Below are 21,623 nucleotides of genomic sequence, written 5' to 3'. Positions count from 1 at the left end.
TTATATACATATAGTTTTATGAATTGGCCAGCTGTTCATTTGTATAGACATCGTGCTCAACGGATGTCCTTCCCTCTTAGGATCATTTGTTTATGAATAGAAACATCTCTTAATAAGAGGGAGCTATTATTGTATGGATCACATGACACCTGAAAAAACTCATTACAGTGAAACCAAAAGTCATATGTTTGCGTTTATTATATAGTGTTTTCTGCTGTTCCCCTCCAAACCCTTTTAGATAGATTGAAAATTGGCGAGAAAATTCCTATAATGAAGAAAATTAACGGGGAAATGATGGAGGTGGCACGTTGCCTATTAATATACCTACACACCTGCCGGCAAAACAGGTGCTTGAGAGTGAACATATCTTTGTAATGGATGAAAGCAGAGCATTCCATCAGGATATCCGGCCGCAGAAAATCATTATTTTAAATTTAATGCCGAAAAAAATTCAAACGGAAACTCAGCTGCTCAGACTGCTTGGGAATTCGCCTTTACAGGTCCATTTTACATTTTTAATTCCAAGCACACATACACCGAAAAATACAGCAAGGGAACACCTTGATGAGTTTTACACGACATTCTCCAATATCCGTCATAAGAAATTTGACGGCATGATCATCACCGGTGCGCCGATTGAGCATTTGGCGTTTGAAGATGTTTCTTATTGGGAAGAGCTCAAGGAGATTATGGAATGGAGCAAAACGAATGTCACGTCAACCTTGCATATTTGCTGGGGTGCTCAGGCAGGTTTGTACTATCATTACGGCGTGGAAAAAATTGAAATGCCGAAAAAAATCTTTGGTGTGTTTGAACATACTGTTCTTTCCAAGCACGAAAGATTGGTAAGAGGTTTTGACGAGCTATACTACGTGCCGCATTCCCGGCATACAGATATAAATATGGAACAACTGCAAGCAGTGCCCGAGTTAAACATTCTTACTGCATCAAAGGAAGCAGGGGTTTGCTTAATTGTGTCAAAAGACGAAAAACAAGTCTTTTTAACAGGACACCCTGAATATGATACAAATACGCTTCTTCAAGAGTATGAAAGAGATCTGGAACGAAACCTTTCGACTGTCGAGGCGCCGAAACATTATTTCGCAGAAGACAGCAAAGAGCCTGTCAATCGCTGGAAAGCACATGCGACATTATTGTTTATGAACTGGCTTAATTATTATGTTTACCAAGAAACTCCTTATGAATGGGACTAATTTTTCTTTTTTAAGTGATACGCTGAGCAAAAAATATGATAAAATACATCTGATTCAGTATGCGTATAACAAAAATTTAAAATACTGGAATCCGAATCTTTTAAAATTAGCTTAATTTTTTCACTGCATTAATAATTCAATTATGTATTTGTGTTATGTTTATGTATAGACAATAACTCCTTACGATGCATGAAGCTTGCTTGTTGTTGATTACATTGAGGTGAATTTACTTGAATACCAATAAAAGAGTATTAATTTTGACTGCAAATTACGGAAATGGACATGTACAGGTAGCCAAAACGCTTTATGAACAATGTGTACGTCTCGGCTTTCAGCATGTAACAGTTTCTAATTTGTACCAAGAGTCAAATCCGATTGTTTCAGAGGTAACTCAGTACCTTTATTTAAAAAGCTTCTCAATCGGAAAACAGTTTTATCGTTTGTTTTATTACGGAGTTGACAAAATCTATAATAAACGCAAATTCAATATTTACTTCAAAATGGGAAATAAACGATTGGGCGAACTTGTGGAAGAACATCAGCCCGATATCATTATTAATACATTTCCGATGATCGTCGTACCCGAATACAGACGGAGAACTGGAAGGGTTATACCTACCTTCAACGTCATGACTGATTTTTGCCTTCATAAAATTTGGGTTCACGAAAATGTGGATAAATATTATGTAGCGACAGATTATGTGAAGGAAAAATTGATTGAGATCGGCACACATCCCAGCAACGTAAAGATTACGGGTATCCCGATCAGGCCTCAATTTGAAGAATCTCTGCCGGTTGAGCCGATTTATAAAAAATACGATCTTTCGCCTGACAAAAAAGTGCTGCTCATCATGGCTGGCGCACACGGTGTATTAAAGAACGTAAAAGAGCTATGCGAAAACCTTGTCATGGATGATCAGGTGCAAGTGGTTGTCGTATGCGGAAAAAATACGGATTTAAAAGAATCCCTGAGCGTACTTGAAGCAGAAAACGGCGATAAATTAAAGGTTCTCGGCTATGTTGAGCGAATTGACGAGCTCTTTCGGGTCACAGATTGCATGATTACAAAACCAGGCGGCATTACGTTGACAGAAGCAACTGCTATCGGCGTGCCTGTTATTCTGTACAAACCAGTACCTGGACAAGAAAAAGAAAATGCAATTTTCTTTGAGGACCGCGGGGCTGCCATTGTCGTGAACCGACATGAAGAAATTCTCGAGGCTGTCACCTCCCTTCTTTCAGATGAGGATACCTTACAGCGAATGAAGAAGAACATTAAGAGTCTTCATTTGGCACACTCCTCTGAAGTGATTTTGGAGGATATTTTGAAGGAATCAGAAATGATGACGACCAAACAAAAAGCCAAGGCGCTTTCTTAACTGATGTTCTTTCAGGAGCACACGAAAAATCGTGTGCTCTTTTTATTCACATCCACATTTTCGTAAAAGCGGTTACATTTTTTTGAGAAATGTGCCCTTTTTTTGAAAAATAAGCAGTTTCGCAACTTGACGCGTGCTGCCAGATGGTGTATAGTTGAACCATCATTTAACAACGCAACGAAGTTAAATGATGACAAAATTTTTTTTAGCACATGGGTGCTACAGTACTAGGAGGAATTAAGCAATATGCAAAACGGTAAAGTAAAATGGTTCAACAACGAAAAAGGATTCGGCTTCATTGAAGTAGAAGGCGGAGACGATGTATTTGTTCACTTCACAGCAATCGAAGGAGAAGGATACAAATCATTAGAAGAAGGACAAGAAGTTTCATTTGAAATTGTCGAAGGTAATCGTGGACCTCAAGCTTCTAATGTTGTAAAACTCTAAACTCAATACAAGTTGACAAATAGAGGAGAGGCAAATGCCTCTCCTATTTGATTTTCATTTGAATTTCGATCGCTAAAATATTTTGTTTGCACCTCTGCTCAATCTCTTCAATATGCTTTTCCATTGATGGCTTTCCTTTTTTCGCAATATCCGCAAGTTCTTCTAAATCATTGTATATTTCTATAAATGTTTTGTGAAGGATTGATTTTAAGTCTTTATCATCCATAGCTGTGTTCCCCTTCTCTACCAAGATACCTCAAATAGTAAAACAGACCTACTCATTCAGGTTCAATAGTTATATCGGCTTATTTTTTATTTTATTTTCTATTTTGGCACATAAATTATAAAAAAACTCTGCAAAATAGTTGCGGAGGTGTTTTTTTGTGAACTCAGAATTTCATGATGAGGATCAGACTGGATTTACCGATAAACGGCAGCTGGAGCTAGCGGTGGAAACAGCGCAGAAAACGACCGGCGCCGCTACAAGAGGCCGAAGCTCCACAGTACTCAATTCCGCATACCAAGCCATCGAGGACGCCAGAGAGCTTTCACTGTCTCAAGAACTGGCAGCTCTTGATGATCCTGAATTTGTACAGCAGCAACAGCAGCTGTTAGATGCCTGTCAGCATCAGCTGGATGAATTCCAAAAATAAAACCGCAGCTTCTGCGGTTTTATTTTTTAGTGCTTAGTTAAGACATCTCCATATGACTTAAGCTTTTCACCCACTGTACATTTATTGATACAAAATGAATGTGCATATGTTTTGCCAAATTCCTTGCGAAACTGCTTCTTAATAAAACAGTCCTTGCAATATTCATCATGCAGTTCTGTCAGTTCCTTATATATTGCTTTCTTATCCAATATTGTCATCTCCGTTACAGTCTAATTTCATGTGGCTTTCTACGAATTGATGAGATAGGATTTTTTTTGCGAGGCCGTCAGCTTCCTGATTTTCTTTGCGCTGTATCGTTTCGTATGTCGGACTCATCTTTAGTGACTCTAGAAGCGCTTCAATTTTATCAAGCCATTCATTATGGGAGGGATCATAGCAAGGCCAGCTGCCGTCAAGCTGATTCAGCACAACAAGAGAGTCCCCTCTGATCGTGATTGAATTTCTGCTAGCTCCGAGCTCTCTTACTTCTCTTATTGCTTCATAAAGAGCGGCATATTCAGCTTCGTTATTGGTTTTCAGACGGAAGCTTTTATTTTTTCTTAAACGGTGGCGCGTCCCTCCCAATGTATAATAAATGACGATTCCGAGCCCGGCCAGCTGGCTTTCCTTATCGAAACTGCCGTCAAAATAAACGGTAATGTCATCGGGTTCATGCGCAAGCTCCTCAGTCAGCTTTTCTAATTCCTTCAGCGTCCAGATGCCGCCCTTCTCATCTTCGAATTCAAGTTCCTTCATATAAGGAAAACGGCCGAGTTCCCTCGCAAGCATACGCGCTTCCTGAACAGTCAGCCAGTTTTCGCCCAAAAACGAGACAGGCCCTGTCCCTTTTGCTTCTATTTTCATGTGCGGTCTGAGATTCAATATAATCACCTTACCATTCATTAGTTGCCGGGCTTGTGCTATAATCAAACCATTATTAACCCGGAAAGGAAGCTTCTTCATTTTGTTTAATAACTCTTTTTGGATCTTTTTTGCGATCATTCATTTTATCATTGTTCTTTTATTTTATAAAGGATTTGGCAAAATGGGTTTATTTGTGTGGATCGGCTTTGCAACAGTCTGTGCCAACCTTCAAGTCGTCAAAACGGTTGAACTGTTTGGCTTAACAGCAACGCTCGGGAATGTGATGTACGGCACAATCTTTTTTGCTACAGATGTGCTGAATGAAAAATACGGGCCAGCTGAAGCGAGAAAAGCTGTATGGCTCGGGTTTTCGACTCTCCTGACACTGACATTTGTTATGCAGGGCGTTTTGCTTTTCGAACCCGCTTCGAGCGATATTTCACAAACAGCGCTGGAAACGATTTTCGGTTTTCTCCCGAGAGTTGCTTTGGGAAGTCTGCTTGCCTTTATCTTCAGCCAAACACTGGATGTTTATGTATATTCGGCAATTAGAAGGATATTTCCTTCCGATCGGCTTCTATGGCTGAGAAACGGCGGCAGTACAGCAGTCAGCCAGCTGTTTGATACATTCATTTTTACCGGAGTCGCTTTTTTTGGCACATATCCGGCGGATGTTTGGCTTCATATTTTTATTTCTACATATTTGATTAAGTTTGCGGTTTCTCTGATTTCGCTGCCATATGCTTATGCGGCGAAAAAAATGATTCCGAGTGACGAAAGGAGTACATGATGCCTACAGAAATATATGTTGACGGAGCGAGCGCCGGTAATCCAGGGCCTTCCGGCATCGGCATTTTTATCAAACATGAAGGAAAAGCAGAATCTTTCTCGATTCCAATCGGAATGCATACCAATCAGGAAGCAGAATTTCTGGCGTTAATTGAAGGCATGAAACTGTGTGCAACGCGCGGGTATCAATCGGTCTCCTTTCGAACTGATTCAGATATCGTGGAACGCGCAGCCGATCTAGAAATCGTGAAAAACAAAGCGTTTCAGCCGTTTTTGGAAGAAATCATCCGATTAAAACCAGCCTTCCCTCTTTTTTTCATCAAATGGATTCCGGGAAAGCAAAACCAAAAAGCCGATCAGCTGGCAAAAGAAGCGATTCGGATGAATGACAGGAATTAAATTAAGCAGTATGGTTCATCCTATTGATGAGGTGAACAAATATGAAAAAGAAAGATAAGGGCCGGCTGACCGGCGGTGTTTCCCCGCAAGGCGATTTAGAAGGAAATACACATAATGACCCCAAAACAGAGCTTGAGGAAAGAGCTAAAAAAAGCAATACAAAACGCTAGAGGTGATCTTACACGATCTCTCTAGCGTTCAGTTTTTCAAGCATACGCTCAATTCCTTTGATTTGATGGCGGCGAAGCATGACAGCCGCCTGCTCCATTTGCAATGTAAAAACAGCTTCTGTCAGCGTACAGACTAACGGAACCGAGCAGTTAATTTCAGCAAGCTTTCTCGATATTTCCAGGTCGCTTATACCTTGCTGAATTTTCCCCTGCTGTCCCTTTGGAAGAAGCGACAGATTCTCCAGCAAGCGGTCAATTGTTTCGTATTCACGAATCAGTTTATACGCAGTTTTTTCTCCAATGCCTTTTACTCCGGGATAATTATCACTGGAATCGCCCATCAGCCCTTTGATGTCAATTAAAGCCTTGGGAAGGACACCTGTTTCTTCGTAAAATACATCTTTTGTATACACTTTATAATTGCCGATTCCTTTTTGAAGCAGCGCAACGCTTACTTTGTCCGTTAACAGCTGAAGTAAATCCCTGTCGCCTGTTACGATCGTAATATCGGCTTCTTCAGAAAACATAGCTGCAAGTGTTCCAATGCAATCATCCGCTTCGTATCCGGCAAGGCCAATATTCATGATGCCAAGTTCAGCGGCCGCTTCCTTTGCCAGATCAAATTGAGGGATCAGTTCAACCGGCGGCTGGCTTCGGTTTGCCTTATAATTCTGGAACAGATCATTCCGGTACGTTTTGCTGCCCATATCCCAGCAGCATACAACATGTGTAGGCTGAAATGTTTCCACGGCTGTGATTAAATGCTTCAAAAATCCGTTGACGCCGTTTGTCGGAACCCCGCTGTCATTTATCATAAAGTTGCGATGAACGGCTGTGGCGAAAAATGCCCTGAATAAAAGAGCCATGCCGTCAACAAGCAATAATTTATTTTTCATATGATAACTCCTTTTTCTATCAGTCGATCTATTTTACCATAAGTGACGCGAAAATAAAAAAACAGCATCTCTTGTATAGAGATACTGTTTTGGATGGTTCAATCAATCGTTGTGTCTTTTATTGCTGGCAATCAGCTTTTCAGCTTCACGTCCTGCGTAAGAGTCGAAATGGGTTTGAAACCCGTTTTTCTTTTTGGCATTGTTATTGGCCTGTGCATTTCTGTTACCCAGCTTTGTTCTGCCCAACATAAATCCCCCCTTACGTCGGATACATATAGTATGCGCGTAACGGAGGAGCTGCACTCGAGGCAGGATCATCCAGCTTATGTGCGGCTGACGTATTCTTTGACCATTTCTTTTGATACCAGACGTCTAGTCGGTACGATGCCTTTCTTGGCCAGCTGATTCATCTTTTCTGTCACTTCATTAATGGCATCTGTTGAAAATGGCTCATCGTTTTTGCATTTCTCAACAGCTTCTTCAATCGCCATTTCACGAAGGTGTTCAAGCTGCATAAATGTTTTAATATGCTCGTGCTGTTTTGCAGAATGTGCAGAAATTGCTTTATGTACCTCAGACATCAATCGTTCATCTCGCTTTTTCTATTTAGTCTATCATGACTTGAAATGCAAGCCAACTGAATTTTTACATTTTGATTGTATCACCTGATCTCTGCCAAGTTATACATGCTTGATATGCTTCTTCTATCTCTTTCATACGTTCCCCTTCTGCGTATCCTTCTACATACGTATCTCTTTGGCCCTCTATTTGTGCCAATGCTTTTTCCGCCATTCCATACTGCAGGCGTCTGACATATTCAGCATAATGAGATATAAGGCTTTCTTCTTCATTTTTGATCCAGAGCTCCGTTATTTTCATAAGCTTCGTCCGCACCGCTTCAATGAAGCCTGCTTTTCCTTTCTGTTCAAAAAACTGCTTCGGAGATTTGATTTGTTTTTGTTCCTGTTCAAATGCACGTTCATCAATTTTAGGTTCAACTTCTTTCAGCTGTATGCTGTTAGAAAGCTGATCATCCGCATAAATGGAGAAATAACCGTCTTCCTTCAATGTGTTTTGACAGCTTTCCAGCCACTCTTCAGTGATATGCCGTTCGATGAAACCGCTCATTCGAATATCGAGCGTTTTGATCTCCTGAATATACTCAAATTGATATTCATGTAATACGGTTTTCATCGTCGCACCGATATTCTTTTTCCAGTCTCCATTTTGAAGACCTGGATGAAATGATGATTTTAACAAATCATTCGCAAAAAAGGACAAACGCTGTGTAATGTGATATAGCTGCTCCCTTGTATCCTTTTTTACTTTCTCAATAATGGTTTCTGAATTGCGGCGTTCCTTGATAGCAGCAGCTGCCCGCTCAAACGATAATAGAAGACGCTTTTTTTGCGCTTCCTTTTCTTCTTTGGACTGATGCTGAGATTGATGAAGCTGTACGACCGTTTCACATAGTTTGTCTGCTTCTGAGCTAAGCTGTGCCGCAGCTGCTTTCTTTACATCGACCTCAATAAACTGGTCTAACTGTTCTCTTACTTTTGAGAACTGATTATGATTCGTTTTCGATTTTCCTAAGAGCTCTTCTTTACTTGACACATAAAAGAGCTGCGGATCATGAATTCCTTCTTTTAAAAGCTCTGATCTGACATAATCCGTGACTGTTTCGAGTTCTGCTTTATCTTTCGCTAGATCAGCGGCATTAATGACAAAAAACATTTTATCCATGCTGAGCGATTCTTTCACGAGTCCCAGCTTACGTAAAAATGAGCGGTCTCCTTTCGAGAACGAATGCTGGTAATAGGTCATGTAAAAAAACGCATCGGCATCCTTGATATATTGAAATGCAAGTTCTGTATGCCGTTTATTCAGACTGCTAGCCCCAGGTGTATCAACGATCGTAATTCCTTTTTCAGTCAGCGGGCATTTAAAATAAACGGTCACTTCCTTAACAGCACAAGCCGTTGTCTCCTCGGCTACATACGGTTTTAACTCGGAGAGCGGAATCGTTAATATCTTTTGGGCTTGAATGTATTGCTGATATTTTTCATAGGCAAGCAGGAAATGACTAATCATATTGATTTGTTCTTCTTGCAGACGCTCTTTTTTGATTGCCTTTTTCCATTTTTCCGCAAATGACCGTCCTTGTGGTTCCTCTTGCATTCCTGTGAGCTGCATGATTTCAGCCGTAATGTCATCCTCCGTCTTAAAAATGACATCCGCTGTTTTGTGGGATTTGCCGTTTACCGGTTTCGTTATTTTGTTAATCGTTGCTGTTGTCGGTGTCGGTGATGACGGCAGCACCCTTTCACCAACCAGCGCATTGGCAAATGAGGATTTTCCCGAACTGAATCCTCCAAATAGAGCAAGTGTGAATTTTCGGCCTTCCAGCCTTTTAATCCTTTCACGAAAAGCTGAGATTTGTTTTGACAGCATACGATATTCGCCCAATAGATCCGACAGTGTGTAGAAGCGTTTTATCTGATCTTGAAGCGGGAGCTCTTTCCCGCTTTTTATTTCTATTTTTTGGGTCAGCTGCTGCATATACTGTGCTTGGCTTTGTTTCTGTTCTGGAGCTTTAACCTTTTTTTTCTTCTTTCTAAACCAGTCCGGATCTATGTTTATTGGGCTTGCAGACGCCTCTTCCCAGATCGCCCACATGCGGCCGGCTTTCTCACGGGCATATTGTTCGTGACTGGCCTGTTTTTGAAGACAAGCCAGCTTTTCCGATTCCTGTGTGAGACGGCTATTGATCGTTTCCTGTTCTATGGATGCGCTCTGTTTTACCGTATCGGTAAGTGTCTTGATGATGTCTGATGCTTCAACTTTCGCCTCTTTACGGATCAGCTCTGCCAAATCTTTTGTATATTGCAAGACATATTCAGAAGAATAGGCTGCGCCTTGTTTGACTGCGCGTTCAATGATATCAACATGAAGCGGCGTGCGATAAGCCTGGATCAGCTTTTCACTTTCAGCTGATTGAATACCAAATCCCTTGGCGAGCTTATGTAAGATATCTATGATATGCCAATCCGCTTCCGCTTCCGTTCTTTTTTTTATATCAGAGAAAAACTCATTTCTCCTTTTTTCTCTTTCCTGTGCAGTCTTTGCTTTTGAAAAGAAAAACCCAGTCTTAAAAGAGGGTTCACGTGATTCTAAGTAAGCTGCTGCCAATTCACGCATTTCAAAAGGCGTCAAATTAGCGTTTTTTAAAATTCGATTGACTTCCTTCTGCATCTTGCTTTCTGCCTCAATCGGTTTATTTGCTGCTTCGGCTGATTGAAACTGCAGGGAATCGACCAGTCGTGCTTGCTTTTCAAGCTGTTCTCCAGAACTTGGATTTTCCGTATCCTCTTTCGTGAGCATCTCTGTGTGCTCTCTCAATAAATTCTGTACTTTTTGTTCGGTAATGGAATGCAAATTTCTTTTTGACTGCTGTTCGATTCTTTTTAACTTTTTTCGCAGGATATCGATTTGATTAAATGGGTGATTCGGTTCCGTCACCGACGTGAAAAAGAGTGCATCCTCTGGAATTCCTTCTTGACAAAGCATCGCCTCCACTTGCGCCTTGTAATCTTCAAAGCGTGTCTCGGTCTCATCATGTCTGTCAATTTGATTAACGATAAAATATATATTCGGAATGCTGTCTTTGATTGACCTCAGAAACAGTACATTTTCCTCTGAATGGACATGGTTATAGTGAACCACGTAGAACAGCGCATCTGCTTGGTGAAGAATAGATGCCGCCGATAAAAAATGAGCCTCATCTGTTGAGTCAATCCCGGGGGTATCAATATATGCAACTCCTGGTTCGACTTCATTATACCGGTCAAAAATTTCTACAGTTTCAATCTGCTCCCCATCCTTGCAATATTGCTGCACCTTGTCTTTATGATAGGCACCCTCCAGCTCCGCACACGCTCCGTCTGTTGTATGAAGACGAACACGCTTTTCTCCATTTCTGATCACAACAAGATTAGCGCTGGTCGGAATAGGACTTGTCGGCAGAATATTTTCCATTAAAAGGAAATTTAACAGTGATGATTTCCCTGCTGAATAATGCCCTGTAAACGCGATATAAATTTCATCATCTGCGGCCTTCTCAACAACTGAAGCCAGTTTTGCCGCCCTTTTTTCATCCTGGTTCTCAACCATTTGTTCATAAAGTACCCCAGTTTTGTACAAAAGTTCTTGTCTGCTGCGTTCTGTCATAAGTCTGAACCCCTTTGTGCCGTTTCAATTATGAATCTTTTTTGAAAGATCTGAATACATCTCACTTCCATTTTACACAAGAATGACCCAAATTTCTTTAAGAGAACAGAAAAAAGCTGCCGAAGACGGCAGCTTCTATAAAAGAAAATCTGCAACTTTTTACAAGTTCCAGATTGTTCAAACAGATTTATTAGAGATTCCTTTCAATACAAAACCAATTAATACACTATATGTACAAACCGCCCCAAGCAAAAACAGCATTGTCATTTGCTTCACCATCCTGATTGAGAATCTTTTTCATCTTCATTCTAACATGGATGAGAATGATATTCAATCTCTATTTTGCTGTATATTCGCGTAATGCTTGCTCCTCTGCACGTATTCTGACAGACAGCATAACGGCATTTAAAAGTGAAAACAGACACATGGTAAAGTACGCTTGATACAAGAGCGGAATCAGGATGATTTCTAATACGACAACCGTATAGTTTGGGTGCTTCAGCCATTTGTAAGGCCCTTTTTTGACAAGTTCAGCACCCGGAATAACAAGAATTTTTGTATTCCAGGATGCTCCCAATGAACAAAGCGCCCAATATCGAATCGCTTGTACTGCCAATATAGCCGCTGCTATGCCTGACCACCAGCTTGAAGGCTGTTTGTGCAGCAGCAATACTTCCGTAATTAAAGACAGAAAAAAAAGAATGTGCATGGTGATGATATACGGATAATGCCTCTCTCCGCATTCTATCGCTCCTTGTTTTTTCACCTTTTGTTCGTTTCGTCTCGCCACAGCCATTTCCGCTGCCCTTTGAGCAGTGAGCACAGTAATCAACATCCAAAACATGAGTTATGCCCCCTTTTCCCAGCTGAACAGCAGCAATTCTGACGAAAATCCCGGCCCCAATGCACCGATCAGCCCCCGTTCTAGTTCGTTTTTACTTCCGTTCTGCAGATGGTGGTCTATCACATACAGAATGGTGGCCGATGACATATTTCCGTGTTTTTTCAAGATGGTTTGCGAAGACGCAAGCTGCTCAGGTGACAGTTCAAGACAGTTAATGTATGCATCAATGACTTTTTTTCCGCCAGGATGAGCCAGAAAGACCGTAATATCGCTGAATGAAAGCTGATGTCCATTCAAAAAATCCTGAACATTTGTTTTCAGCCATTTTTCAACCAAAGTCGGAATATCTCTTGAAAAAATGACTTTGAAACCATGGTCGGTAAAGTCCCAGCCCATAACATCTTCAGATTGTTTCATCAATACAGATTGCGAATCCGATATATTCGGCAAAAGCTGCAGGTTTGTCAGCCGGCGGTCTGCCTTCTCCCCGCATAATAATGCCGCTGCAATTCCGTCGCTAAAAAGTGATGTGCCGATCAAATTGCTTTTCGTTTTATCTTCTGGCTGAAATGTCAGACTGCACAGCTCAGCGGCAATGACAAGAACAAAAGCCTCCGGATATGCTTTACAGTACTCAGCAGCGCGCGCAAGTCCGCTCGCCCCTCCTGCACAGCCGAGTCCCCAAAGCGGAATTCGCTTCGTACAAGGAGAAAACGGGAGTTCATTCATCAGCCGCGCCTCGATGCTTGGTGTGGAGAGGCCCGTGCTGGAGACGAAAAAAACAGCATCCACTTTTTCATAAGGAATGGGTTCTTGAAGATAGGCTGCATTTGCGAGACACGTTTGAACAGCCCTGACGCTATGCTTGAGTGTTTCCTCTATATAAATTTGATTTTTTTCTTCGAAGCTGTGCCCTTCTTTATACCATTCAATCGGTCTCACAAATTGTCTCAATTCAATTTGCCCGTTTTTAAAGGAGGTTAACAGACGTTCTATATCTTTAAAGGAATGCTGAAACATATATCTGGCAAACTCCGCCGCCTTTTCTTGATCCACATCATTCTCAGGAAGACTTGTTCCGATCGACAAAACAAATGCCATATGATCACCTCTTAGCATACATTGTGCCGCAACTTTCTTTTTTATATGCAAAAAACTCCGCCGTAGCGGAGTTTACACTGCTGTTTTTTGTTTATTGACATCAGCTTTCTGTTCTGTTTTTTCAGCTTTCGAAAACTTATTATATATCATATTCAAGACAACAGCTGTAAAGCTGCCGGCAACAATGCCATTTGTTGTAAGAAGCGTTAAGGCACTTGGAAGCTGTTTAAAAATGTCCGGCACAACTGTCACACCGAGACCTAGCCCAACTGAGCAGGCAACGATCAGCAGGTTTTCCTGCTTTGCAAAATCAATTCGGCTGAGCATTTTGATGCCATAAGCAATGACCATTCCAAACATGGCCACCATCGCTCCGCCTAACACGGCAGATGGAATGATTGTCGTAAAAGCAGCGATTTTGGGAAACAGGCCAAAAGCCATTAGAAGCACGCCTGTCACCACAATCACTGCATTTTTCTTGATTCCTGTCAGCTGGACAAGTCCGACATTTTGAGAAAATGCAGTGTAAGGAAATGCGTTAAATATACCGCCCAGCAAAACAGCCAGTCCTTCTGCACGATATCCTCTGGATAAGTCCTTTTCTGACAGACGGCGGTTGGTCAGATCGCCTAAAGCAAAGTAAACGCCCGTTGACTCTACAAGGCTGACGATGGCGACGATGGACATTGTAATGATAGGGGCCGCATGAAAAGACGGTGCGCCGAAATAAAACGGCTGAATCATTTGAACAAAGGCTGCGTCTGAGACATTATCAAATTGAACTTTCCCCATAAAATACGCGATAAATGTCCCAATCAAAATACCGATCAAAATGGAGATGGACTTAATAAATCCTGTTGTAAAACGGTATAGAAGCACGATGATGCTTAAAACGATCAAAGCGAGAGCAAGATTAGAAAGATCACCGAAGTCCGGACTGCCTTCCCCGCCGGCTATATTATTCATGGCCACCGGCATAAGTGTAATACCAATGATGGTAACGACAGAACCTGTAACAACAGGCGGGAAAAACGAGACGAGCTTTCCAAAGAAAAACGAAATGAGAATCACAAGAATACCTGAGGCGATAATACTTCCATAAACAGCGGAAACCCCGTATTCGGAGCCTATCGCAATCATTGGTGACACAGCGGTAAATGTGCAGCCAAGCACAACTGGAAGCCCGATGCCGAAAAACCGATTGCTCCAAACTTGAAGAAGTGTAGCCACACCGCACATAAAAATATCAATCGACACCAAGTAGGTCAACTGCTCCGCCGTCAGCCCCATCGCCTTCCCCACAATCAGGGGAACGACAATGGCGCCTGCGTACATGGCGAGCACATGCTGGATCCCTAGTGACAGCGTTTTGCCGAATCCGTTTTTCATGAACGAACCTCCTGTACAAAAGACACTTTTCCTTCTGCTAAAGATTCAATTCTCGCCAAAGATTCCACCCGATAGCCAAGCTTCACAAGCTCTTCTCTTCCCGGCTGAAAAGATTTTTCAATGACAATGCCAAGTCCCGCGACAGAAGCTCCAGCTTGCTTTACGATCGATGCCAGTCCAAGTGCTGCTTGTCCATTTGCCAAAAAGTCATCGATAATCAAAACGTGATCCTGATCTGACAGATGATTTCCTGATACTGCGATATGGCTTTCTGTTTGCTTCGTAAAGGAATATACAGACGATGTCAGCAAATTGTCAGTGAGCGTTAAAGACTTATGTTTTCTCGCGAATACGACTGGCACACCCATTTGTAAACCAGCCATTACGGCCGGAGCAATTCCGGATGATTCAATTGTAACAATTTTTGTTACTTCGTCTTTCTCAAATCTGGCGGCAAACTCGTCACCGATTTTCTTCATGAGCAGCGGATCAATTTGATGATTTAAAAAAGCATCCACTTTCAATACCTGATCTGATAAAACGACGCCCTCTTTTTCTATTTTTCGTTTCAGTGCTTCCATCCTGTCATACCTCCGTTCAGATAATAAAAAAAAGCATTACCCGCTCAAAACAAAGAGCAAGCAATGCTGAAATAACAAAAAACCGTATACGTCCGGTCTCATTGCTCACTCATAGTCGGACATTTACGGTGCCCGGTAGAAACTTGCGTGCCATATCCACGCGATTATATGAGTGTTCCTATCATATTGTTACAAATTATATCAAGATTCCAACCTCTTGCATAGATGAAAAATAAAAATTCCCGAACTTTAATTCTTTTTTCGAAAAGATCATTCGTTTTTCATGAATATTTCGATAATAAATTAGCCTGACGTTTGAGACGCCAGGCTTTTTCATTAAGATAAATACAGATTTGAGTATTTATTTTGCAAATAATCAATCAGGTAACATACATTCAGCTCTTCACCTGTCGCTTCTTTAATAATGTCTAATGGCTTTTTCCGTTTTCCGTGAATGTGCACTTTTTCCGTCAGCCATTGTTTAATCGGATGAAACTCCCCTCTTTCCAAGAGAGTATCAAATTCAGGCAGATCATCGAGCATTTTATGTTTCAGCTGCGCTGCATACATATAACCAAGTGCATACGATGGGAAGTAGCCAAAATCTCCACCCGCCCAGTGAACATCCTGCAGGATTCCCTCTGCATCCTCAGAAGGAGTAATACCTAAATAATCCTGATATTTTTGATTCCAAAGGGTAGGCAGTTCTTCCACAGATACTTCATTGCTGAAAATCGCTTTTTCTATTTCATAACGAATAATAATATGCAAAGGATACGTCAATTCATCCGCTTCAACTCTGATAAATGAAGGTTTTGATTCGTTGACAGCCCTAACAAAATCATCAAGCGATATGTTGCGGAACTGTTCAGGAGACGCTTCTTGTATTTTCTGATAGTATGGTGTCCAGAAATGCTTGTTGCGTCCAATAAAATTCTCGTAAAATAGTGATTGAGATTCATGGATTCCCATTGAAGCACCATCTGATAAATTCGTCCCGCTCAGCGCTTCGTCAATATTTTGCTCGTAGATCGCGTGACCGCATTCATGAATTGTTCCAAAAATAGCCGTCCGGAAATCTTTTTCATCGTATCTCGTCGTCACCCGAACATCCCCGCGGTTCATTGTCGTCGCAAATGGATGAACGGTTTCATCGAGCCTTCCGCCGTCAAAATCGTAGCCGAGCTCTTGCAGGAAATAAAGACTGAGTTCTTTTTGTTTTTCCTTAGGGAACACTTCATTGATAAAGCTTGTATCAGGCTTATTCCCTGAGGCTGACACTTGTTTAATAAGAGGAATAATTGCTTCTTTCAGTTCAGAAAACAGCTGATCAAGCACCTTGACCGTCACACCCGGTTCAAACAAATCAAGCAGTGCATTATAAGGATGCTCTTCATAACCCCAATATTCAATAAATCGTTTATTGTATTCGATCAGTTCCTCCAAATAAGGGGCAAACAAGCTGAAATCAGATTTTTCTTTCGCTTCCTCCCACGCCGTCTCAGCCTTAGAACAAAGAATAACATATTCCCTATATTCTGCTTCAGGAATTTTTTTGTTTTCTTCATACTCTTTTTTCGCCAGCTCTACAGCCTTTTTCGTATCTTCAGACAAATCATCAAACCGTTCATAAAGCACATCAATAAGCTCCTTCATCCGATCTGATGTCTGAATATTGAATATATCTGTTGAAAGCTGACCGATGCTTTCAGCACGGTCCTCTGAGCCATTTTTCGGGGCGCCTGTTCTGGAGTCCCAATGCATTAAGGCAACCGCTTCACTATAATGTGAGATTCTCTTTAAAAGATCAAAAAATTCCTTTTCGTATGTATGTATCTCCATATCCATTCCCTCCCTATTCTAGCCGTTCCATTACAGGCTACTGGAAGGGTGTTTGAAAGTCAAATTGTTTGTATAAAAGGCTGCCGGTCTAGTTGACGGCAGCCTTCATCACTCAATTTATTGTCATTTGATTTTTGGGCGGCGGTGTTTTTCGTTTTTTCGCATTGATTTTTTTATCCACCCAAACTGTAGCCAGAGGTGTTAACAAAGAGGTGACAATGACGCTTGTCGCAATGATTGCAGTTGCAGATTCAGCTACAGGGGCAAACGCAGAATTCGCTTCCGCTAATGCGTATGGCACAGCGACGGCCGCTCCCGCTGTTGATGAAGCCGCCACTCCCGCGACACCGTCTCCCCGGGCAATGAAACGATCAAGCAAAAACAAGGAACCGCTGGATAAGATGACAACAGATACACCGATCAAAATGCCTAATAGCCCTGACTGAATCAGCATTCCAAAATTTAAAGTGTTGCCAAGTGAAAATGCAAAAAACGGAATGATTGCCGGCACAACCTTGCTGAATAAATCTCTGAGATCATGATCAAGATTTCCAAGAATGCAGCCGAGCAAAAACGGAATGACTGTTGCTGCCAGCGTTTCCCAAGGAAAAGCAGCCAGTCCGGTGACACCGAACGTAACCATGGTCATAAAAGGCCCAGATTCTGTACTGATAAACGCGAATGCGCCGGCATCTTCTTTTCTGCCCATATGATTCATGAGCGCCAAATAGAGGCCGCCGTTGGTTTCATTCATCACTGCAACAATGGCTAGAACAGAAAGACCTGCAAAAAACCCGGATTGTATGCCTTCATCGGGTATAAATTGAGCCGCAATCACACCAAGCAGTGCCGCAAACCCAATCTTTCCCAATAATAAGGTAATCCCTTTTCTTGCAATATAGCCTGAGGAACGGAAATCAATCGTCGCTCCAACGCAAAAGATAAAAACGCCTAGTATAGGAAGGGTTCCTGTAATAAGCGCGCCGGTAAACCCTCCAAAGAACTCTGCTGTTCCAGGCGCAAACGTATTGAGCGCTGCTCCCAGAAACAGCGGAATAATCATCATTCCGCCAGGTACCCGTTCAATTGTCGCTTTGATTTTCATATATATTCTCCCATCCTCCGGTTATGGAAAAACAATACCCCTTATGTGGCTACACTTGGAAAACAGCCTGTAAATCCTCTTTTGAACAGCTTTCCAGCTGGCTTCCGACTCCGACGGCACCAGCTCCTGCCTTGAGCCATTCCGGAACCTCAGACGGATGGATTCCGCCAGTCGGTATAAAAGTAACCTGAGGAAAAGGGCCCGCTAAATTTTTCATAAAAGGGATGCCGAATACACCGCTTGGAAACAGCTTTAATGTAGTAAATCCGCATGTCAGCGCTTCCATAATTTCGCTCGGTGTCAATACGCCAGGGATATAATGCGTCTTCACAAACGATAGGTGTTCAGCAAGATCTGTTGAAAAACCCGGACTGACAATAAATTGTGCTCCTGCTTCCGCAGCTTCTCCCGCCTGCTGCGCAGTGATGACCGTGCCCGCTCCGATTAAGACATCCTCCCGATTTCTGTAGGACTCAATAATAGCAGAAGCTCCAGGTGTCGTATAAGTGACTTCAATTGCTCGAATCCCTTTATTTATTAAACTCTCAATCTGCTGACAGGCCTGCTGTTTATCTTTTGAACGAATGACTGCAATCAGCCTGGCTTCTTTCAGACGGTTTTCTACTCCATTGGACTCCATATTTAACAATCCCCTTTCTTATGGTGAACCGTTCTTTGAGCAGATAAAAATGCGGCTAGTTTTTCCCTTGTCGGCAAACCGTCCATGTCCCCCGGTGCCTGAACTTGCAATGCGCCGATCGCATTCCCCCTTTGTACTGCATCCTTGTACGGCAAGCCATCAAGAATCCCACTGATGACGCCGACAGCAAATCCGTCTCCGGCACCGACTGTGTCAACGACCTGATCAACCCGGCAGCCCTCTGTATATCCTTCACTTTCCTTTGATCTAAAGTAAGCGCCTTCTTTTCCAAGTTTAACAGCGACAAAGCTTACACCTTTTTCAAGATAAAAATCCGCAATGCCTTCAGGCGTTTTTTCGCCAGTCAATAGCTCTCCCTCTGCGATTCCAGGGAGGAACCAATCCGAAAGCCCCGCCAAATCATTAATCGTATGTGCCATTGTTGCTTGATCAGGCCAAAGAGCGGGTCTTAGGTTAGGATCTAATGAGATGGTTTTTCCAGCCTGTTTCATGTCTTTCATTACATAATAGGTGAAGTCTTTCATATCGGCAGACAAAGCCGGGGGTATACCCGTAACATGCAGATGGCCAGCGCTTTGAAAATAGTCTCTTGGGTATTCACCAGCTGTTAAAGTGCTTGCAGCTGAGTTTTTCCTGTAATACGTTACCTCAGGATCGCCTTCTTTCACTTTGGACTTCAGCAGCAGCCCCGTTGGATTTCCATCCTGAGACCGGATCACGCGAGACACATCCACTCCCTCTTTTTTCAGCTCCTGAAGAATAAATGTTCCGAGCTGATCATTGCCGACTTTGCTCATCCAGCCCATTTGGAAGCCAAGTCTGGCCAGACCGCAAGCCACATTGCTTTCTGCCCCGGCCAGCCCTTTTGAGAATGTGGAAGCTTCATGAAGGCCTCCATACTCATTTGCATAAAACATGGCCATCGACTCGCCGAAAGTAACTGCATCAAGCTTCATTTCCCAACCTCCCCTTCGTTGAGGGCACCTTGGATTAAAGTGACTTTCTCATGATGACTTTTGCCTCTAATTCGATGGTTTGAGGCGCTCCCTCGTCACCTTCAATCCTTTTTAATACGCGTTCCATCGCCGTCTTGCCCATATCATGTGACGGCTGGGCGATCGTTGTAATGCCCGGGCCGATGAGTTTATACCATTCCGTATCATCGAATCCGGCAATCCCTGTATCTTGGGGAATGCGCAGCCCTATTTCTTCCATACAGCTGATAATCTTTAGCATAATCAAGCCATTTAAAGCAAGAATCGCTTTTCTTTGCTCAGGCATCTCGTTGATAAAAGAGCGTAGCGCCTTCTCAAGCTGCTTCTTGTCTTTGACATCAATTTCATACATTCGCTTGATTCCATCCACATTTCGCACCGCGGCAATCTCCTGATAAACAGCTGCTCTCTCCGCCCGGGGGCTGATGGATGCAATCGGTTCGGTAAACAGCGCGACATCTGTGTACCCTTTGCTGTAAATCTGCTGGAGGATCTCTTCCGTTATCCTTCTGTTGTCAGTCGTTACGGTATCCAATTTTAGATCCGGCAATTTGCGGTCAATTAATACTGTCGGAACCTGATGTTCGGCAAAGGAATATAAAATATCCTTGTTTTCCCCCGTTGCATTTAAAATCAGCCCTTCTACAGAATGCGCTTCGAGCTTTAGCAGCATTTCCCGTTCTTTTTCAGGACTGTTATCAGTGTTGCACACCATGATGCTGTAGCCATATTGATCACAAACCTCTTCAACTCCCCTAAATGCTGCGACTGAAAAGGGATTTGTAATGTCGGCTACAACAAATCCGATTAATTTGCTTTTTTTTATTTTCAAACCTTGTGCCATCTTACTCGGCCGATAATTCAATTCAGCGATTGCTTTTTTTATGTTTTTTACCTTTTCAGGAGAAATCGCGTCGATTTTCCCGTTGATATAACGAGAAACGGTTGATTTTGATACTCCTGCAAATTCAGCTACGTCTTTGATGGTGATATGGCCTGTTGTTTTCTTTTTCATTCAAGTGCTCCTGTATCGTCTTATAATTTGAAACCGATTTCAAAACCGTTACAACACAAGAATACCATATTTTAAAAAATTGAAAAGTATTTTTTTAATAATGTGCTTATTCACAAAATTTACGTTGACTCTTTTCTCTATTTATCCTAAAATTTTCTTTGAAACCGTTACCAAAAAATTTTTCATTCAAGTGATGCTGAAATCCTAACCAAGGGGGAAATCCAATGGAAAATCGTTATTCTGTACACCCTGAACAAGTAAAACGCTTTACAACCGAGGAGCTTCGCAGTCATTTTTTAATGGACACGTTATTTACGGAAAATAAGCTGACCATGTATTACTCCCATGAAGACCGCGTTGTGATTGGCGGTGCAGCACCCGGACAGAGCGAACTGAAGCTTGATGCCGGAGACTTTCTTAAAACTGACTTTTTTCTGGAACGGCGAGAAATCGGTATTATTAACGTCGGCCAGCCTGGTGCGGTGAAAGTCGGCGATGATGAATATGTGCTTCAAACAAAGGATTTTCTATATATCGGGATGGGCAATCGGGATGTATCATTTAAAAGCCTGAACGGAGAAACAGCAAAGTTTTACTTCGTCTCCTCGGGCGCGCATCAAAGCTATCCGACGCAAAAAGCCGCTCTTTCTGAACTGAAACCGGACCGGCTCGGCGACGCAGCAGCATCAAATGTAAGAAGCCTGTACAAAGTCATTCATCAAGATGGCATTCAAAGCTGTCAGCTGATGATGGGAATCACAATGCTAGACGAAAACAATAACTGGAACACCATGCCGGCACACGTTCATGATCGCCGGATGGAGGCTTATCTCTATCTTGATCTTGAGAAGGATTCAAAGGTTTTTCACTTCATGGGTCAGCCGGATGAAACACGCCACCTTGTTGTCGGAAATGAACAGGCTGTCCTTTCTCCTGCCTGGTCCATTCATTCTGGCGCAGGAACATCTAACTACAGTTTTGTGTGGGCAATGGCCGGTGAAAACTACACATTTACGGACATGGATCTTGTGCCGATGGATGGGCTGAAATAA

General features: G+C 42.3%; 26 protein-coding genes and 1 riboswitch. Of the genes, 9 read left to right on the top strand and 17 right to left on the bottom strand.

Annotation, left to right across the window (positions count from 1 at the left end):
* Positions 1-308 precede the first annotated feature (308 nt).
* From metA to cspD, 4 genes are all read left to right on the top strand, one after another.
* Positions 309-1,214: a homoserine O-acetyltransferase MetA gene (gene metA, locus LJF29_RS04310; protein WP_010334661.1), complete on the top strand. Its 906-nt coding sequence runs from the start codon at positions 309-311 to the stop codon at positions 1,212-1,214.
* 230 nt (positions 1,215-1,444) lie between these two features.
* A complete protein-coding gene (locus LJF29_RS04305) occupies positions 1,445-2,593 on the top strand; it encodes a diglucosyl diacylglycerol synthase (protein ID WP_101864408.1) in 1,149 nt (382 codons plus the stop codon).
* A 102-nt stretch (positions 2,594-2,695) separates the two neighbouring features.
* On the top strand, positions 2,696-2,824 hold the full coding sequence (locus LJF29_RS04300; protein WP_128568482.1) for a hypothetical protein: 129 nt from the start codon (positions 2,696-2,698) through the stop codon (positions 2,822-2,824).
* 15 nt (positions 2,825-2,839) lie between these two features.
* The gene (gene cspD, locus LJF29_RS04295; protein ID WP_003153604.1) at positions 2,840-3,040 is read left to right on the top strand and encodes a cold-shock protein CspD; all 201 of its coding nucleotides are present in this window, start codon (positions 2,840-2,842) and stop codon (positions 3,038-3,040) included.
* Positions 3,041-3,083: 43 nt separating this feature from the next.
* Here the strand turns inward: cspD and degR are convergent, their stop codons facing one another.
* Complete coding sequence (degR, locus tag LJF29_RS04290; RefSeq protein ID WP_010334663.1) at positions 3,084-3,266, bottom strand: transcriptional regulator DegR; 183 nt, start codon at positions 3,264-3,266, stop codon at positions 3,084-3,086.
* A gap of 157 nt (positions 3,267-3,423) precedes the next feature.
* Between degR and LJF29_RS04285 the strand changes: the two genes are divergently transcribed.
* Positions 3,424-3,693, top strand: a complete 270-nt coding sequence (locus LJF29_RS04285) for a DUF2564 family protein (protein WP_010334664.1) — start codon at positions 3,424-3,426, stop codon at positions 3,691-3,693.
* 26 nt (positions 3,694-3,719) lie between these two features.
* Here LJF29_RS04285 and LJF29_RS04280 read toward each other — a convergent pair whose 3' ends face one another.
* Positions 3,720-3,902, bottom strand: coding sequence for a zinc-finger domain-containing protein (locus LJF29_RS04280; RefSeq protein WP_010334665.1), 183 nt, complete (start codon positions 3,900-3,902; stop codon positions 3,720-3,722).
* A complete protein-coding gene (locus LJF29_RS04275) occupies positions 3,895-4,575 on the bottom strand; it encodes a ribonuclease H family protein (protein WP_229147143.1) in 681 nt (226 codons plus the stop codon). The genes LJF29_RS04280 and LJF29_RS04275 overlap by 8 nt, the downstream gene beginning before the upstream one ends.
* Positions 4,576-4,657: 82 nt before the next feature.
* Between LJF29_RS04275 and LJF29_RS04270 the strand changes: the two genes are divergently transcribed.
* The 3 genes from LJF29_RS04270 to sspL are packed head-to-tail and all read left to right on the top strand — an operon-like array spanning position 4,658 to position 5,915.
* Positions 4,658-5,347, top strand: a complete 690-nt coding sequence (locus tag LJF29_RS04270) for a queuosine precursor transporter (protein ID WP_024121804.1) — start codon at positions 4,658-4,660, stop codon at positions 5,345-5,347.
* Positions 5,347-5,745: a reverse transcriptase-like protein gene (locus LJF29_RS04265; protein WP_229147142.1), complete on the top strand. Its 399-nt coding sequence runs from the start codon at positions 5,347-5,349 to the stop codon at positions 5,743-5,745. Before LJF29_RS04270 ends, LJF29_RS04265 begins: the two co-directional genes overlap by 1 nt.
* Before the next feature lie 41 nt (positions 5,746-5,786).
* On the top strand, positions 5,787-5,915 hold the full coding sequence (gene sspL / locus LJF29_RS04260; protein WP_010334670.1) for a small, acid-soluble spore protein L: 129 nt from the start codon (positions 5,787-5,789) through the stop codon (positions 5,913-5,915).
* Positions 5,916-5,923: 8 nt separating this feature from the next.
* Here sspL and LJF29_RS04255 read toward each other — a convergent pair whose 3' ends face one another.
* From LJF29_RS04255 to LJF29_RS04190, 14 genes are all read right to left on the bottom strand, one after another.
* Positions 5,924-6,811, bottom strand: coding sequence for a 5'-3' exonuclease (locus LJF29_RS04255; RefSeq protein ID WP_229147141.1), 888 nt, complete (start codon positions 6,809-6,811; stop codon positions 5,924-5,926).
* Between the two features lie 102 nt (positions 6,812-6,913).
* Positions 6,914-7,060, bottom strand: coding sequence for a hypothetical protein (locus LJF29_RS04250; RefSeq protein ID WP_003230761.1), 147 nt, complete (start codon positions 7,058-7,060; stop codon positions 6,914-6,916).
* A 74-nt stretch (positions 7,061-7,134) separates the two neighbouring features.
* Positions 7,135-7,392: a YpbS family protein gene (locus LJF29_RS04245; protein ID WP_229147140.1), complete on the bottom strand. Its 258-nt coding sequence runs from the start codon at positions 7,390-7,392 to the stop codon at positions 7,135-7,137.
* Between the two features lie 64 nt (positions 7,393-7,456).
* The gene (locus LJF29_RS04240; protein WP_229147139.1) at positions 7,457-11,038 is read right to left on the bottom strand and encodes a dynamin family protein; all 3,582 of its coding nucleotides are present in this window, start codon (positions 11,036-11,038) and stop codon (positions 7,457-7,459) included.
* Positions 11,039-11,215: 177 nt separating this feature from the next.
* Positions 11,216-11,305 (bottom strand): Fur-regulated basic protein FbpC, encoded by a 90-nt coding sequence (gene fbpC / locus LJF29_RS04235; RefSeq protein WP_100069434.1) that lies wholly within the window; start codon positions 11,303-11,305, stop codon positions 11,216-11,218.
* 70 nt (positions 11,306-11,375) lie between these two features.
* A complete protein-coding gene (locus LJF29_RS04230) occupies positions 11,376-11,882 on the bottom strand; it encodes an isoprenylcysteine carboxyl methyltransferase family protein (RefSeq protein WP_229147138.1) in 507 nt (168 codons plus the stop codon).
* 3 nt (positions 11,883-11,885) lie between these two features.
* A complete protein-coding gene (locus LJF29_RS04225; protein ID WP_229147137.1) occupies positions 11,886-12,983 on the bottom strand; it encodes a type III polyketide synthase in 1,098 nt (365 codons plus the stop codon).
* Positions 12,984-13,055: 72 nt separating this feature from the next.
* Positions 13,056-14,372, bottom strand: coding sequence for a xanthine permease PbuX (gene pbuX, locus LJF29_RS04220; protein WP_229147136.1), 1,317 nt, complete (start codon positions 14,370-14,372; stop codon positions 13,056-13,058).
* Positions 14,369-14,953, bottom strand: a complete 585-nt coding sequence (xpt, locus tag LJF29_RS04215) for a xanthine phosphoribosyltransferase (RefSeq protein WP_229147135.1) — start codon at positions 14,951-14,953, stop codon at positions 14,369-14,371. Before xpt ends, pbuX begins: the two co-directional genes overlap by 4 nt.
* A 92-nt stretch (positions 14,954-15,045) precedes the next feature.
* Positions 15,046-15,145, bottom strand: a riboswitch (purine riboswitch).
* Positions 15,146-15,289: 144 nt separating this feature from the next.
* Positions 15,290-16,795 carry a carboxypeptidase M32 gene (ypwA, locus tag LJF29_RS04210; protein WP_229147134.1) on the bottom strand — a complete coding sequence of 502 codons (1,506 nt, stop codon included), beginning with the start codon at positions 16,793-16,795 and terminating at the stop codon, positions 15,290-15,292.
* 112 nt (positions 16,796-16,907) lie between these two features.
* Positions 16,908-17,900, bottom strand: coding sequence for a 2-keto-3-deoxygluconate transporter (kdgT, locus tag LJF29_RS04205; protein ID WP_229147133.1), 993 nt, complete (start codon positions 17,898-17,900; stop codon positions 16,908-16,910).
* 49 nt (positions 17,901-17,949) lie between these two features.
* Positions 17,950-18,540: a bifunctional 4-hydroxy-2-oxoglutarate aldolase/2-dehydro-3-deoxy-phosphogluconate aldolase gene (gene eda / locus LJF29_RS04200; protein WP_010334681.1), complete on the bottom strand. Its 591-nt coding sequence runs from the start codon at positions 18,538-18,540 to the stop codon at positions 17,950-17,952.
* Positions 18,541-18,542: 2 nt separating this feature from the next.
* The gene (kdgK, locus tag LJF29_RS04195) at positions 18,543-19,517 is read right to left on the bottom strand and encodes a 2-dehydro-3-deoxygluconokinase (RefSeq protein WP_010334682.1); all 975 of its coding nucleotides are present in this window, start codon (positions 19,515-19,517) and stop codon (positions 18,543-18,545) included.
* A gap of 34 nt (positions 19,518-19,551) precedes the next feature.
* Entirely contained in the window at positions 19,552-20,571 is a 1,020-nt protein-coding gene (locus LJF29_RS04190) for a LacI family DNA-binding transcriptional regulator (RefSeq protein WP_168748097.1), read from the bottom strand.
* Positions 20,572-20,795: 224 nt separating this feature from the next.
* On the opposite strand from LJF29_RS04190, the gene kduI reads away from it, so the two are divergent.
* On the top strand, positions 20,796-21,623 hold the full coding sequence (gene kduI / locus LJF29_RS04185) for a 5-dehydro-4-deoxy-D-glucuronate isomerase (protein ID WP_010334684.1): 828 nt from the start codon (positions 20,796-20,798) through the stop codon (positions 21,621-21,623).

This window comes from Bacillus sp. LBG-1-113 (assembly GCF_020708615.1).
Lineage (GTDB): Bacteria > Bacillota > Bacilli > Bacillales > Bacillaceae > Bacillus > Bacillus mojavensis.
This window is presented reverse-complemented; position numbering and strand designations above follow the sequence as displayed.

What these genes read in the sequence shown, in the direction of transcription:
- cspD (WP_003153604.1), top strand. Translation starts at nt 2,840, where the DNA reads ATGCAAAACGGTAAAGTAAAATGGTTCAACAACGAAAAAGGATTCGGC.
- pbuX (WP_229147136.1), bottom strand. Translation starts at nt 14,372, where the DNA reads ATGAAAAACGGATTCGGCAAAACGCTGTCACTAGGGATCCAGCATGTG.
- LJF29_RS04230 (WP_229147138.1), bottom strand. Translation starts at nt 11,882, where the DNA reads ATGTTTTGGATGTTGATTACTGTGCTCACTGCTCAAAGGGCAGCGGAA.
- LJF29_RS04245 (WP_229147140.1), bottom strand. Translation starts at nt 7,392, where the DNA reads ATGTCTGAGGTACATAAAGCAATTTCTGCACATTCTGCAAAACAGCAC.
- LJF29_RS04265 (WP_229147142.1), top strand. Translation starts at nt 5,347, where the DNA reads ATGCCTACAGAAATATATGTTGACGGAGCGAGCGCCGGTAATCCAGGG.
- kdgT (WP_229147133.1), bottom strand. Translation starts at nt 17,900, where the DNA reads ATGAAAATCAAAGCGACAATTGAACGGGTACCTGGCGGAATGATGATT.
- kduI (WP_010334684.1), top strand. Translation starts at nt 20,796, where the DNA reads ATGGAAAATCGTTATTCTGTACACCCTGAACAAGTAAAACGCTTTACA.
- eda (WP_010334681.1), bottom strand. Translation starts at nt 18,540, where the DNA reads ATGGAGTCCAATGGAGTAGAAAACCGTCTGAAAGAAGCCAGGCTGATT.
- LJF29_RS04225 (WP_229147137.1), bottom strand. Translation starts at nt 12,983, where the DNA reads ATGGCATTTGTTTTGTCGATCGGAACAAGTCTTCCTGAGAATGATGTG.
- sspL (WP_010334670.1), top strand. Translation starts at nt 5,787, where the DNA reads ATGAAAAAGAAAGATAAGGGCCGGCTGACCGGCGGTGTTTCCCCGCAA.
- LJF29_RS04255 (WP_229147141.1), bottom strand. Translation starts at nt 6,811, where the DNA reads ATGAAAAATAAATTATTGCTTGTTGACGGCATGGCTCTTTTATTCAGG.
- LJF29_RS04240 (WP_229147139.1), bottom strand. Translation starts at nt 11,038, where the DNA reads ATGACAGAACGCAGCAGACAAGAACTTTTGTACAAAACTGGGGTACTT.
- ypwA (WP_229147134.1), bottom strand. Translation starts at nt 16,795, where the DNA reads ATGGAGATACATACATACGAAAAGGAATTTTTTGATCTTTTAAAGAGA.
- degR (WP_010334663.1), bottom strand. Translation starts at nt 3,266, where the DNA reads ATGGATGATAAAGACTTAAAATCAATCCTTCACAAAACATTTATAGAA.
- LJF29_RS04190 (WP_168748097.1), bottom strand. Translation starts at nt 20,571, where the DNA reads ATGAAAAAGAAAACAACAGGCCATATCACCATCAAAGACGTAGCTGAA.
- xpt (WP_229147135.1), bottom strand. Translation starts at nt 14,953, where the DNA reads ATGGAAGCACTGAAACGAAAAATAGAAAAAGAGGGCGTCGTTTTATCA.
- fbpC (WP_100069434.1), bottom strand. Translation starts at nt 11,305, where the DNA reads ATGACAATGCTGTTTTTGCTTGGGGCGGTTTGTACATATAGTGTATTA.
- LJF29_RS04250 (WP_003230761.1), bottom strand. Translation starts at nt 7,060, where the DNA reads ATGTTGGGCAGAACAAAGCTGGGTAACAGAAATGCACAGGCCAATAAC.
- kdgK (WP_010334682.1), bottom strand. Translation starts at nt 19,517, where the DNA reads ATGAAGCTTGATGCAGTTACTTTCGGCGAGTCGATGGCCATGTTTTAT.